The organism is Streptomyces sp. NPDC034103 (genome assembly GCF_055575395.1).
Genome location: NZ_JBVISS010000019.1, coordinates 117,823 through 130,587, shown reverse-complemented (window position 1 = coordinate 130,587; position 12,765 = coordinate 117,823). Strand labels below are relative to the sequence as shown.

Genomic DNA, 12,765 nt, shown 5'->3' with positions numbered 1-12,765 from the left:
TTACTGATCCGAGGCGGGTGCGCCGGAATCGGCGGCGCCCTGGTCGCCGGCGGGGCCGTCGTCGAGGAGCACGTCGGCGTCGAAGCAGGTGCGGGCGCCGGTGTGGCAGGCGGCGCCGATCTGGTCGACCTTGACCAGCACGGTGTCCGCGTCGCAGTCCAGCGCGACCGACTTCACCCACTGGAAGTGGCCGGAGGTGTCGCCCTTGACCCAGTACTCCTGGCGGCTGCGCGACCAGTAGGTGCAGCGGCCGGTGGTCAGCGTGCGGTGCAGCGCCTCGTCGTCCATCCAGCCGAGCATCAGCACCTCGCCGGTGTCGTACTGCTGGGCGACGGCTGGGAAGAGCCCGTCGGCGCCGCGCTTGAGGCGGGCGGCGATCTCGGGGTCGAGGCTGCTGGGCCGGGGCGTACCGGTCGTGCTGGTCATGGTTGCCATTGTGCCGCGCGCCACTGACAGGACCGGCGCGGTGTCCACTGTGCGGACCGCCCGCACAGTCGTAGGCTGACGGCATGTCGACTTTCGCCAAGCGTGAACGACTTCTGCTCGCCGACCTTCTGGAGACCGCCGGTCCGGAGGGGCCGACCCTGTGCGAGGGCTGGCGCACCCGTGACCTCGCCGCGCACGTGGTGGTGCGCGAGCGCCGCCCCGACGCCTCCGCGGGGCTGCTCATCAAGCAGCTCTCCGCCCGCCTGGACAAGGCGATGGAGGAGTTCGCGGCCAAGCCGTACGAGGAACTGATCCAGCTGATCCGTACCGGCCCGCCGCGTTTCTCCCCGTTCTCCCTCAAGCAGATCGACGAAGCGTCCAACACGGTCGAGTTCTACGTCCACACCGAGGACGTCCGCCGCGCCCAGCCCGACTGGACCCCGCGCGAACTCGACCCCGTCTTCCAGGACGCCCTGTGGAGCCGCCTGGAGCGCACCGCCCGCCTCATGGGCCGGGGCGTCCCCACCGGCCTCGTCCTGCGCCGCCCCGACGGCCAGACAGCGGTCGCCCACCGAGGCACCCCGGTCGTCACCGCCACCGGCGAACCCTCGGAACTGCTGCTGTTCCTGTACGGCCGCCACAGCGCCGCGAAGGTGGAACTGGACGGCGAGAAGGACGCGATCGCCCGGCTGTACGAGGCGAAGGAGCTGGGGATCTAGGGGCTACGTCGGGAGCTCGGCGCGGCGCAGGTCCCGTACGCACAGGGCCACGACCCCGCCGAGTCCGCAGACCGCCGCGCTCACGGCGAACACGGGGCCGGTCCCCCACGCCGAGATGGCCGCGGCGGACAGCGGCATGCTCAGCGGGGCGAGGCCCAGGCTCACCAGACTGGCCACGGCGGTGACCCGGCCCAGGTAGGCGGGGTCGGCCTGCGTCTGGAGCAGGGCCGCGCACATCGCGCCGCTGAGCCCGGCGAGCAGCCCGACCAGCAGGGCCGTGCCGACGGCGACGGCGATGCTCGGCGCCTGGGCGAGGGCCCCGATCGCGACCGAGCCCGCGATGATCGTGAACCCCGCCACCCGCCCCGCGTGCGGCAGCCGCCCGCGCACGGTCAGCAGCAGGGACGCGGCACCCGCGCCGACACCGAACCCGGCGAGCATCGACCCCATCGGCCGTCCGGTTCCACTCACGGCCCCAGTGGGCGCGTTCGTCGAGCCAGCGGCGGTACATGTCCATGCGCTGCTCGGCGAAGAGCCTGCTGGCCGCGGTGTGCGCGGCCGCTCCCTCGGGGGCGTCGCGGAAGTCCTCGTCGCGGATGCTCACGCCGTCCGAGGCGGGCTGCCACCATCTCTCCCGGCCGTCCGCGCTCTGCGGCCGGGCCTCTTCGATCAGGCCGTGCTCGGCGAGCTTGCGCAGGTGGTAGCTGACCAGCGAGACGGCCTCGTCGACCGCCTCGGCCAGCTGCGAGGCGGTGGCGACCCGGGCCAGGTTCAGGTGCCCGGGGCTTGCCTCAACGCCTCACGCACGTCACCGCACGGGGTGCCCGGCCCCCCGCAGCGCGTTCTTGACCTCGCCGATCCGCAGGTCACCGAAGTGGAAGACCGAGGCGGCGAGGACCGCGTCGGCGCCCGCCTCGATGGCCGGGGCGAAGTCGGGCAGACGGCCGGCGCCGCCGGAGGCGATCACCGGGACCGTCACGTGCTTGCGGACGGCGGCGATCATCTCCAGGTCGTAGCCGTCCTTCGTGCCGTCCGCGTCCATCGAGTTGAGCAGGATCTCGCCCGCGCCCAGCTCGGCGGCCCGGTGGGCCCACTCGACGGCGTCGATGCCGGTGCCCTTGCGGCCGCCGTGGGTGGTGACCTCGAAGGAACCCGACTCGGTGCGCCGCGCGTCCACCGACAGGACCAGGACCTGGCGGCCGAAGCGCTCGGCGATCTCGCGGATCAGGTCGGGGCGGGCGATGGCGGCGGTGTTGACGCCGACCTTGTCCGCGCCGGCCCGCAGCAGCTTGTCCACGTCCTCGGCGGTACGGACGCCACCGCCGACCGTCAGCGGGATGAAGACCTGCTCGGCGGTGCGGCGCACCACGTCGTACGTGGTCTCGCGGTTGCCCGACGAGGCGGTGATGTCCAGGAACGTCAGTTCGTCGGCGCCCTCGGCGTCGTAGACCTTGGCCATCTCGACGGGGTCGCCCGCGTCACGCAGGTTCTGGAAGTTGACGCCCTTGACGACCCGGCCGTTGTCCACGTCCAGGCAGGGGATGACTCGTACGGCGAGGGTCATGCGGGGGTGTCTCCTCGGAACGCCTCCACCTCGACCTCGACGACCAGGCTGGGGTCCACGAAGCCAGAGACGATGATCATGGATGCGGCGGGCCGGACGTCGTCGAACAGCTCCTTGTGAGCGCGTCCGATCTCGTCGACGTCCCGGGCGTGGGTGATGTACAGCCGCGTGCGCACCACGTCGTCCCGGCCGAGCCCCAGCTCCTTCAGCGCCGCGAACGCGACGTTGAAGGCGTTGACCGTCTGCTCGTACGGGTCGCCCGCGGCGATCTCGCCGTCCACCACCGAGGTGCAGCCGGAGACCAGCACCAGGCCGTTCGGCAGCTCGACCGCGCGGGAGTACCCGAAGGTGTCCTCCCAGGGCGCACCGGTCGTGACGCGTCGCAGATCACTCACTGAGCCACCGCCTCCAAAGCCTCTTCCAGGGTGAACGCCTTCGCGTACAGCGCCTTCCCGACGATGGAGCCCTCGACACCGAGCGGGACCAGCTCGGCGATGGCCCGCAGGTCGTCCAGCGAGGACACCCCGCCGGAGGCGACCACCGGACGGTCGGTCGCCGCGCAGACGTTGCGCAGCAGCTCCAGGTTGGGGCCCTGGAGCGTGCCGTCCTTGGCGATGTCGGTGACGACGTACCGCGCGCAGCCCTCCTTGTCGAGCCGCTCCAGCGCCTCGTAGAGGTCGCCGCCCTCACTGGTCCAGCCGCGGCCCTTGAGGGTCGTACCCCGGACGTCGAGGCCCACCGCGATCCTGTCGCCGTGCTCGGCGATGACCTTGGCGACCCACTCCGGGCTCTCCAGGGCGGCCGTGCCGAGGTTCACCCGGGTGCAGCCGGTGGCGAGAGCGGCCGCCAGGGAGGCGTCGTCGCGGATGCCACCGGACAGCTCGACCTTGATGTCCATCGCCTCGGTGACCTGGCGGACCAGGTCCCGGTTGTCGCCGGTGCCGAAGGCCGCGTCGAGGTCGACCAGGTGCAGCCACTCGGCGCCCGCCGACTGCCAGGCGAGCGCGGCCTGGAGCGGGGAGCCGTACGAGGTCTCGGTACCGGACTCGCCGTGCACGAGGCGGACGGCCTGGCCGTCGCGGACGTCGACGGCGGGGAGCAGTTCAAGCGTGGCGGGCATCAGAGGGTTCCGATCCAGTTGTTCAGCAGCTGCGCACCGGCGTCGCCGGACTTCTCGGGGTGGAACTGCGTGGCCCACAGGGTGCCGTTCTCCACGGCGGCCACGAACGGCTTGCCGTGCGTGGACCAGGTCACGAGCGGGGCCCGCATCGCGGGGTTCGCGGTCTCCAGGTTCCAGTCGTGGACGGCGTAGGAGTGCACGAAGTAGAAGCGGGCGTCCGCATCCAGGCCGGCGAACAGCTCGGAGCCGGCCGGCGCGTCCACGGTGTTCCAGCCCATGTGGGGCACGATGTCGGCCTGGAGCGGCTCGACCGAGCCGGGCCACTCGTCCAGGCCCTCGGTCTCCACGCCGTGCTCGATGCCGCGCGCGAACAGGATCTGCATGCCGACGCAGATGCCCAGGACCGGGCGCCCACCGGCGAGCCGGCGGTCGATGATCCAGTCGCCGCGCGCCTGCTTGAGGCCGTTCATGCAGGCGGCGAAGGCACCGACGCCCGGCACCAGCAGTCCGTCGGCGTTCATGGCCTTGTCGAAGTCACGCGTGATCTCGACGTCCGCGCCGGTACGGGCGAGGGCGCGTTCGGCGGACCGCACGTTCCCGAAGCCGTAGTCGAAGACGACGACCTTCTTGCCGGACGTCGCGCTCAATTCCACACCTCCAGCCTCATGACGCCGGCGACGAGACACATCGCGGCGCCGATGGAGAGCAGCACGATGAGCTGCTTGGGCATGCCCTGCTTGACGAAGGAGATGATCCCGCCGACCAGGAAGAGGCCGACGACGATCAGGACGGTCGAAAGGCCGTTCACAGCGCGCCCTTCGTGGACGGGAGGATGCCGGCCGCGCGCGGGTCGCGTTCGGAGGCGTACCTCAGGGCGCGGGCCAGGGCCTTGAACTGGCACTCCACGATGTGGTGGGCGTTGCGGCCGTAGGGCACGTGCACGTGCAGCGCGATCTGGGCCTGGGCGACGAAGGACTCCAGGATGTGCCGGGTCATCGTGGTGTCGTACTCGCCGATCATCGGCGCCATCTTCTCGGGCTCGGTGTGCACGAGGTAGGGGCGGCCGGACAGGTCCACGGTGACCTGGGCGAGGGACTCGTCCAGGGGGACCGTGCAGTTGCCGAAGCGGTAGATGCCGACCTTGTCGCCGAGCGCCTGCTTGAACGCGGCGCCGAGGGCGAGAGCGGTGTCCTCGATGGTGTGGTGCGAGTCGATGTGCAGGTCGCCCTCGGTCTTGACGGTGAGGTCGAACAGGCCGTGCCGGCCGAGCTGGTCGAGCATGTGGTCGTAGAAGCCGACTCCTGTCGACACGTCGACCTTGCCGCTGCCGTCGAGATCGATCTCGACGAGCACGGAGGTCTCCTTCGTGACTCGCTCCACGCGTCCTACGCGGCTCATGCGCTCTGCTCCTTCTTGATGTCACGGACCGCGTCGAGGAACGCGTCGTTCTCTTCGGGGGTTCCGGCGGTGACCCGCAGCCAGCCCGGGATGCCGTTGTCCCGGACCAGGACGCCCCGGTCGAGGATCTGCCGCCAGACGGCGTGGGAGTCCTCGAACAGCCCGAACTGCACGAAGTTCGCGTCGGACTCCACCACCGCGTAGCCGGTCTCCCGCAGCGCGGTGACCAACCGGTCCCGCTCCGACTTCAGCTGCTCGACGTACTTCAGCAGCGTGTCGGTGTGCTCCAGGGCGGCCAGCGCGGTCGCCTGGGTGATCGCGGAGAGGTGGTAGGGCAGCCGTACGAGCTGGACGGCGTCCACGACCGCCGGGTGCGCGGCGAGGTAGCCGAGGCGCAGGCCGGCCGCGCCGAACGCCTTCGACATGGTCCGGGAGACGACGAGGTTGGGCCGGCCCTCGATGAGCGGCAGCAGCGAGGCGCCGTGGCTGAACTCGATGTACGCCTCGTCGACCACGACCAGCGAGGGCTTCGCCGCCTGCGCGGCCTCGTACAGGGCGAGGACCGTCTCGGCCGGGACCGCGGTACCGGTGGGGTTGTTGGGGGTGGTCACGAAGACGACGTCCGGCCGCTCCTCGGCGATCGCCTTCTCGGCCGCGGGCAGGTCGATGGTGAAGTCCTCACCCCGCGGGCCGGAGATCCAGCCCGTGCCCGTGCCGCGCGAGAGGAGCGCGTGCATGGAGTACGACGGCTCGAAGCCGATCGCCCTGCGCCCCGGTCCGCCGAAGGTCTGGAGCAGCTGCTGGAGGACCTCGTTGGAGCCGTTCGCGGCCCACACGTTGGCGAGCCCGACCTGGTGACCGGTGGTGTCCGTCAGGTACTGGGCGAGCCGCGTGCGCAGTTCGACCGCGTCCCGGTCCGGGTAGCGGTTGAGCGTGCGGGCGGCCTCACGGACCCGTTCGGCGATCCGCTCGACCAGCGGCTCGGGCAGCGGGTAGGGGTTCTCGTTGGTGTTCAGCCGTACGGGGACGTCCAACTGGGGCGCGCCGTAGGGGGACTTGCCGCGCAGCTCGTCCCGTACGGGGAGATCGTCGATACCGAACGTCACTTGCCGGGCACCTTCCAACCGAACCGGGCCTTGATCGCCGCGCCGTGCGCCGGCAGGTCCTCCGCGTCCGCCAGCGTCACCACGTGGTGCGCGACGTCCGCCAGCGCGTCCTCGGTGTAGTCGACGATGTGGATGCCGCGCAGGAAGGACTGCACGGACAGCCCGGAGGAGTGGCAGGCGCAGCCGCCGGTGGGCAGGACGTGGTTGGACCCGGCGGCGTAGTCGCCGAGGGAGACCGGCGCCCAGGGGCCGATGAAGATCGCGCCGGCGTTGCGCACCCGGTCGGCCAGGGCGGCCGCGTCGGCCGTCTGGATCTCCAGGTGCTCGGCGCCGTAGGCGTTGACGACCCGCAGCCCCTCCTCGACGCCGTCGACCAGGACGATCGCGGACTGCCGGCCCGCGAGGGCGGGGCGGATCCGGTCCTCGATGTGCTTGCTGGCCGCGACCTGCGGCTCCAGTTCCTTCTCGACCGCGTCGGCGAGCGCCACGGAGTCGGTGACCAGGACGGCCGCCGCGAGCGGGTCGTGCTCGGCCTGGCTGATCAGGTCGGCGGCGACGTGCACCGGGTCGGCGGTGTCGTCGGCGAGGATCGCGATCTCGGTCGGGCCGGCCTCGGCGTCGATGCCGATCCTGCCGGTGAAGTAGCGCTTGGCGGCGGCGACCCAGATGTTGCCGGGGCCGGTGACCATGTCGGTGGGCGGGCAGGACTCGGTGCCGTACGCGAACATCGCGACGGCCGTCGCGCCACCGGCGGCGTACACCTCGTCCACGCCGAGCAGCGCGCAGGCGGCGAGGATCGTCGGGTGCGGCAGCCCGCCGAACTCGGCCTGCGCCGGGGAGGCGAGGGCGAGCGACTCGACGCCGGCCTCCTGGGCCGGGACGACGTTCATGATCACGGAGGACGGGTAGACGGCCCGACCGCCGGGCGCGTACAGCCCGACCCGGTCGACGGGGACCCACTTCTCGGTCACGGTCCCACCCGGCACGACCTGGGTCGTGTGGGTCGTACGGCGCTGTTCGCGGTGGACGAGACGGGCGCGCCGGATGGACTCCTCCAGGGCCGCGCGGACGGCCGGGTCGAGTTCCTCGAGCGCCTTGGCGATCGCCGGGGCCGGGACCCGTACGGATTCCAGCCGGACCCCGTCGAACTTCTCCGCGAAGTCGATCAGCGCCGCGTCGCCCCGATGATGCACGGCCTCGCAGATCGGACGCACCTTCTCCAGGGCGGCCGAGACGTCGAAGTCGGCTCGGGGCAGCAGGTCGCGCAGGGCGGGGCCCTCGGGGAGGGCGTCGCCGCGCAGGTCGATTCGGGAGATCACGAGGTCAATTCTCTCAGACCGCGGTTGGGCGTCGTTCGGGCATTCCAATGGCTGATACGCAACCTCGAAGATCCTGCTCACGTCTAGCGTTCAGGGCGCACCCAACGGGCATGAACAGTTGTGCGAAATGTGTGAGCGACCGAGGGGGATGGGAGAGCCGTGACCGACGAGGCCGGCACCCGCGACGGGGACCTGCCGGACGATCTGACCGCCGCCGAGGCCGGGATGTGGCAGGCCTTCCGCAACGGCAGCGCGTACGACCTGAGCAGCGGCGACATGCTCGTCGACGATCCGCACGGCGGGCACCCGTGGGGACCGGAGCGGACCGTGCGGGCCCGCATCGTGTGCTGGCTGCTCCTGGACGGTCCGCCCGCGCTCGCGGGCCGGGTGCCCGCCTTGAAGCTCAGCGGTGTGCAGATCAGCGGCACGCTGGAGCTGGCCGGCGGGAACGTGGTGCCGTACGTCGAGATGCGCGGCTGCCGCTTCGAGCGGGACGTGCTGCTGCCCGAGGCCCGTTTCGCGACCCTGCGGATGGTGGACTGCTCGGTGCCCCGCCTGGAGGCCGCCCGGATCCACACCGAGGGCGACCTGCACCTGCCCCGCTGCCGCTTCCACAACGGCGTCCGGCTGACCGACGCCCACATCGGCACCGACCTGATGCTCAACCAGGCGATCGTCCACCAGGACCGCAGCGGCCGCTCGATCGCCGCCGACGGCATGACCGTCGGGCAGGACCTCCAGGCCGAACTGCTGGAGTCGCACGGCGAGCTGAGCCTGCGCAGCGCCAAGGTCGGCGTCTCGCTGAGCCTGCGCGGCGCGAAGCTGGTCAACCCCTGCACCCGGCTCGCCCTGAACGCGCCGCAGCTGACCGTCGAGCGCTCGATGTACCTGACCCCGGCGGGCATCGGCAGCCCGCTGCTGAGCGGGGCCACCCCGGCGCACGGGACGCGCATCCAGCGCTTCAGCTGCGAGGGCGGGCTGCGCCTGGACGACGGGCGGTTCGGGGACGCGCTCGACTTCGAGCGGGCCCGGTTCACCCTCGCCGACGACCAGGAGGTGTCGCTGCGCCGCATCCAGACGCCCGAGCTGCGCTTCCTCGGGGAGCGCCCGGCGCGCGGGCGGGTGGTGCTGTCGGGGGCGCGGGTGGTGAACCTGATGGACCGCACGGACAGCTGGCCGGGCCCGGGGCGGCTGCACATGGGCGGCTTCTCCTACGAGAACCTGGTGCCGAGGGGCCCGTTCCCGCTGGACGAGCGGCTGGCGTGGGTCACGGCGGCGACCGCGGAGTACAACCCGGAGCCGTACGAGCGACTGGCGGCCGTGCTGCGGTCCGGCGGCGAGGACGAGGACGCGCGCGAGGTGCTGCTCGCCAAGCAGCGCCGACGCCGCGAGACGCTGCCGCCCGCGGCCAAGCTGTGGGGGTACGCGCAGGACTGGACGGTCGCCTACGGGTACCGGCCGGGACGGGCCCTGGTGTGGATGGCGGTGCTGTGGGCGGCGGGCTCACTGGCCTTCGCGCACGCCCACCACCCGCCGATCAAGAGCGGCGAGGCGCCGTACTGGAACCCGGCCCTGTTCGCCCTGGACCTGCTGCTGCCGGTCATCGACCTGGGGCAGGTGGGCTTCTTTCAACTCAGGGGCGGCTGGCAGTGGCTGGCGGCGACGATGATCCTGCTGGGCTGGGTGCTGGCCACGACGGTGGCGGCGGGGGCGTCCAGACTGCTGCGCCGGAGTTAGCCGCCGCGGGGCGAGGGGGCCACCGCGCGCGGACACTTGTTGAACAATAAACACTTTGCCCATTCTTGACCTCTGGCCGTACAACTTTCCGCCCTTTGCCCGGAACCTCTGGCGCATCCAGGACCCGCCGCTTTTCAATGGTCGACACCATGGCTCTGCTGCCCCCGTTCGTCCGCTCGTCCCGCGCGACCCGGACGACCCGGCCCCCCACCCAGCATCCCGCCGTCGCACTCCCGCCCGACGACGAGGTGCTCCTGGACGCGCCCGACGACCGGCTCGGCCCCGCCCTCGTCGCCGCGGGCCAGGGCACCTGGCGGACCGCCTCCGCCCTGCTCGCCGCCACCCGCGCGGACGCCGCCTGGGAGATGCGCGACCGGTACGTCGCACGCCTCGCGTCCTTCGCGCACTCGCGACCCGAGTGGTTCCAGGACTGGCGTACGGCCGCCCCGCACGACCCTGACCAGCTGCTGGTCGGCGCCCAGCTGGCGGTCAGCCGCGCCTGGGGCTCACCGGCCCGGGCGGAACTGCTGCGCGAGCTGAACCCGCTGATCACGGCCGCCGCGCGCGGCGACGACCGCGACCCGGTGCCGTGGCGGCTCGCCCTGGATCACGCGCACGGCTCCCAGGCCGGGCACAAGTACTTCGGGGAGCTCTGGGAGGCGGCGATCCGCCGCGCGCCGCACCACTACGGCTGCCACGCGGCCGCCCTGCGCTATCTCGCCGACTCCTGGAACGGCTCGCACCGCGAGTGCTTCGACTTCGCCGAGACCGCCGCGCAGGACTCCCCCGCCGACTCCCTCGTCCAGGCGCTGCCCACGCGCGCCGCCTTCGCCTATCTGGCCGACGGCTGCGGCCCGGCCGTACCGCGCGAGCGGCTGGACGCGGCGGCGGACCGGGCGATCACGCTGTCGGCCCGGTTCCCGGCGGCCGACCCGTGGCCGGCGGAGATGCGGAACAAGCTGGCCTACGTCCTGTCCCGCCTCGACCGCTGGACGGACGCGCTCGAGCAGATGAGGCTCGTCGGCCCGTACGCCACCTCGTTCCCCTGGGACCGGCTCTCGGACGATCCGCTGGGCGGCTTCCTGGAACTGCGCGAGGAGATCCGCCTCCGCGCGGCCGGCGGGCATCCACGAAGTGGGCACCCCGGACGCGCCCATCCCGGCGACCATTAGGCTTTTGCGTCGTGACCACCGTCCGTCTCCCGCTCTTCCCCCTGAACTCGGTGCTGTTCCCGGGGTTGGTGCTTCCGCTGAACGTCTTCGAGGAGCGCTATCGCGCCATGATGCGCGAGCTGCTGAAGACCCCCGAGGACGAACCGCGCCGTTTCGCCGTCGTGGCGATCCGCGACGGCCTCGAGGTCGCCTCGACCTCCCCCGGCATGCCCGATCCGACGGCCCTGCCCGACCGCGGGCCGGCGGCCGGCTTCGGCACGGACCCGATCAAGGCGTTCCACGGCACCGGGTGCGTGGCCGACGCGGCGACCATCCGGGAGCGGGAGGACGGCACCTTCGAGGTGCTGGCGACCGGCACCCGGCGGGTGCGCCTGCTGTCGGTGGACGCATCGGGCCCGTTCCTGACAGCGGAGCTCGAAGAGCTCGACGAGTCTCCGGGCGAGGAGGCGGGCGCCCTCGCGGAGGGGGTGCTGCGGGCCTTCCGGCAGTACCAGAAGCGGCTGGCCGGCGCCCGCGAACGCTCGCTGACCACCGGCTCGGAGCTGCCGGACGAACCCTCCGTCGTCTCCTACCTGGTCGCCGCCGCGATGATGCTGGACACCCCGACCAAGCAACGGCTGCTCCAGGCCCCCGACGCCGCGTCCCGCCTGCGCGACGAACTGAAGCTCCTGCGCTCGGAGACGTCGATCATCCGCAGCCTGCCCTCGTTGCCCGCGTCGGAGCTGACGCGCGGCCCGACGAGCCTGAACTGAGCCGGAGACCCTCGATGGCGAAGAAGTCCAAGAAGCAGCAGTCCGGAGGCACCCCCGCGACGGTGGCGCTGACCGCCGCGGGCGTCGAGTACACCGTCCACGCCTACGACCACGACCCCGCGCACCCCTCGTACGGCGAGGAGGCGGCCGAGGCCATGGGCGTCTCCCCGGAGCGGGTCTTCAAGACGCTGGTGGCGGACGTCGACGGCGCCCTGACGGTCGCGGTGGTCCCGGTCGCCGGCCAGCTGGACCTGAAGGCGCTGGCGACGGCGGTGGGCGGCAAGCGCGCCACCATGGCCGACCCAGCGCTGGCGGAACGCACCACGGGCTACGTCCGGGGCGGCATCTCCCCGCTCGGCCAGCGCAAGAAGCTCCCGACGGTCCTGGACGCCTCGGCGTCGTCCCACGCCACGATCTGCGTCTCGGCCGGCCGCCGGGGCCTGGAGGTCGAGCTCGCCCCCGAGGACCTGACGAAGCTGACCGACGCGGTGGTGGCCCCCGTCGGGCGTGCGTGACCTCTCGACGCGCCCGGGTTCCTCGGTCAAGCACGAGGGGCATGTCGAAGAAAACACGCAAGCGGAAGTGGCGCATGAAGAAGGGCCGCGCGAACCACGGCAGGCGACCGGCCCAGCGAGTGCTCCGGGCCGTCGCGGAGGTCTGGGGGCCCACGCTCCCAGACCTGCCCATAGGCCTCGGCCGACACCGACCCTGCCCGTACGCCTGGGCCGACGCCGACGGCGCCCCAGGGCGCGCACAGCCCGGCCCTGGCCCGGCCCTACGCCGACGGCGCCCCAGGAGGCCCGTACGGCCCCTGCTGCTGGTACGGGTCGGGGTCCCGGGGCCCGAACAGTCCGGTGAGTCCCAGGTGGACCACCAGCGCCGCCAGCGGCCACGCCAGCCAGGCCCCGTACGCCTCCAGCTTCAGCGGCGCCGAGAAGGTGACCCCCTTGCCCACGGACTTGGCGTGGGCGATCACGTCCTGTGCGGGACCGAGCCAGATCCCGACCCGCCACGCCAGCAGCGAGCCGAGCAGTCCGCCCGCACCGAGCGCCACCACCAGCGGGACACCGCCGCGCCGACGCAGCAGGAACACCACGAGCGCGCTGACCGCGCCGAACGCCAGTCCCAGCAGAGTGAACGTTCCGTCGACGCCGATCGCCTGCTCCCCCTCGCTGTCCCCGAGGTAGACGACCCACTTCTCGTCGACGATGTCCCCGACCAGCGGGACATGCGGAGCCAGCCACCACCACAGCACCCCGAGCAGCGCCCCGGCGAGCGCCATTGCGACGGTGACGACCGCGGCCTCACGCACCTCGGTCGCCATTCCGGGACCGTCGTACACGGTCTCGTGAGGCGCGGGAGCCACGTACGCCGCGGCAGGAGACTGCCACGCGGCGTGCGAGGACGGTTCGTGCGGGGGCGGGGGCGGAGTCAACGGTGCGGTCACCCTGA

At 72.3% G+C, this 12,765-nt stretch carries 15 protein-coding genes and 2 pseudogenes; 5 read left to right on the top strand and 12 right to left on the bottom strand.

Features of this window, described 5'->3' with window-relative positions; all coding sequences use genetic code 11:
• Positions 1-426, bottom strand: coding sequence for a phosphoribosyl-AMP cyclohydrolase (gene hisI, locus ACZ56U_RS35085; protein WP_469087963.1), 426 nt, complete (start codon positions 424-426; stop codon positions 1-3).
• Between the two features lie 83 nt (positions 427-509).
• Between hisI and ACZ56U_RS35080 the strand changes: the two genes are divergently transcribed.
• Entirely contained in the window at positions 510-1,145 is a 636-nt protein-coding gene (locus ACZ56U_RS35080) for a TIGR03085 family metal-binding protein (protein ID WP_469087962.1), read from the top strand.
• A 3-nt stretch (positions 1,146-1,148) separates the two neighbouring features.
• Here ACZ56U_RS35080 and ACZ56U_RS35075 read toward each other — a convergent pair.
• The 10 genes and pseudogenes from ACZ56U_RS35075 to hisD all read right to left on the bottom strand — a co-directional run.
• Positions 1,149-1,595 (bottom strand): annotated as a pseudogene (locus ACZ56U_RS35075) (MFS transporter); the annotation flags it as partial.
• 1 nt (position 1,596) lies between these two features.
• Positions 1,597-1,920, bottom strand: a pseudogene (locus ACZ56U_RS35070) (helix-turn-helix domain-containing protein); the annotation flags it as partial.
• A gap of 33 nt (positions 1,921-1,953) precedes the next feature.
• The gene (gene hisF, locus ACZ56U_RS35065) at positions 1,954-2,709 is read right to left on the bottom strand and encodes an imidazole glycerol phosphate synthase subunit HisF (protein ID WP_469087961.1); all 756 of its coding nucleotides are present in this window, start codon (positions 2,707-2,709) and stop codon (positions 1,954-1,956) included.
• Positions 2,706-3,104 carry a RidA family protein gene (locus ACZ56U_RS35060; RefSeq protein WP_469087960.1) on the bottom strand — a complete coding sequence of 133 codons (399 nt, stop codon included), beginning with the start codon at positions 3,102-3,104 and terminating at the stop codon, positions 2,706-2,708. The genes hisF and ACZ56U_RS35060 overlap by 4 nt, the downstream gene beginning before the upstream one ends.
• A complete protein-coding gene (gene priA, locus ACZ56U_RS35055) occupies positions 3,101-3,829 on the bottom strand; it encodes a bifunctional 1-(5-phosphoribosyl)-5-((5-phosphoribosylamino)methylideneamino)imidazole-4-carboxamide isomerase/phosphoribosylanthranilate isomerase PriA (protein ID WP_469087959.1) in 729 nt (242 codons plus the stop codon). Before priA ends, ACZ56U_RS35060 begins: the two co-directional genes overlap by 4 nt.
• Positions 3,829-4,476 (bottom strand): imidazole glycerol phosphate synthase subunit HisH, encoded by a 648-nt coding sequence (gene hisH, locus ACZ56U_RS35050; protein WP_469087958.1) that lies wholly within the window; start codon positions 4,474-4,476, stop codon positions 3,829-3,831. The genes priA and hisH overlap by 1 nt, the downstream gene beginning before the upstream one ends.
• Positions 4,473-4,637, bottom strand: a complete 165-nt coding sequence (locus tag ACZ56U_RS35045) for a hypothetical protein (RefSeq protein ID WP_469087957.1) — start codon at positions 4,635-4,637, stop codon at positions 4,473-4,475. The genes hisH and ACZ56U_RS35045 overlap by 4 nt, the downstream gene beginning before the upstream one ends.
• The gene (gene hisB, locus ACZ56U_RS35040; RefSeq protein ID WP_020137489.1) at positions 4,634-5,227 is read right to left on the bottom strand and encodes an imidazoleglycerol-phosphate dehydratase HisB; all 594 of its coding nucleotides are present in this window, start codon (positions 5,225-5,227) and stop codon (positions 4,634-4,636) included. Before hisB ends, ACZ56U_RS35045 begins: the two co-directional genes overlap by 4 nt.
• A complete protein-coding gene (locus ACZ56U_RS35035; RefSeq protein ID WP_469087956.1) occupies positions 5,224-6,333 on the bottom strand; it encodes a histidinol-phosphate transaminase in 1,110 nt (369 codons plus the stop codon). Before ACZ56U_RS35035 ends, hisB begins: the two co-directional genes overlap by 4 nt.
• A complete protein-coding gene (gene hisD, locus ACZ56U_RS35030) occupies positions 6,330-7,652 on the bottom strand; it encodes a histidinol dehydrogenase (RefSeq protein WP_469087955.1) in 1,323 nt (440 codons plus the stop codon). Before hisD ends, ACZ56U_RS35035 begins: the two co-directional genes overlap by 4 nt.
• Positions 7,653-7,811: 159 nt before the next feature.
• On the opposite strand from hisD, the gene ACZ56U_RS35025 reads away from it, so the two are divergent.
• The 4 genes from ACZ56U_RS35025 to ybaK all read left to right on the top strand — a co-directional run bounded on the left by ACZ56U_RS35025 (position 7,812) and on the right by ybaK (position 11,828).
• Complete coding sequence (locus ACZ56U_RS35025) at positions 7,812-9,389, top strand: oxidoreductase (RefSeq protein WP_469087954.1); 1,578 nt, start codon at positions 7,812-7,814, stop codon at positions 9,387-9,389.
• Positions 9,390-9,526: 137 nt separating this feature from the next.
• On the top strand, positions 9,527-10,561 hold the full coding sequence (locus tag ACZ56U_RS35020) for a hypothetical protein (RefSeq protein ID WP_469087953.1): 1,035 nt from the start codon (positions 9,527-9,529) through the stop codon (positions 10,559-10,561).
• Positions 10,562-10,572: 11 nt separating this feature from the next.
• Positions 10,573-11,313: an LON peptidase substrate-binding domain-containing protein gene (locus ACZ56U_RS35015; protein WP_469087952.1), complete on the top strand. Its 741-nt coding sequence runs from the start codon at positions 10,573-10,575 to the stop codon at positions 11,311-11,313.
• Between the two features lie 14 nt (positions 11,314-11,327).
• The gene (gene ybaK, locus ACZ56U_RS35010) at positions 11,328-11,828 is read left to right on the top strand and encodes a Cys-tRNA(Pro) deacylase (protein WP_469087951.1); all 501 of its coding nucleotides are present in this window, start codon (positions 11,328-11,330) and stop codon (positions 11,826-11,828) included.
• A gap of 260 nt (positions 11,829-12,088) precedes the next feature.
• Here ybaK and ACZ56U_RS35005 read toward each other — a convergent pair whose 3' ends face one another.
• Positions 12,089-12,760, bottom strand: a complete 672-nt coding sequence (locus ACZ56U_RS35005) for an AAA family ATPase (protein WP_469087950.1) — start codon at positions 12,758-12,760, stop codon at positions 12,089-12,091.
• Positions 12,761-12,765: the final 5 nt, after the last annotated feature.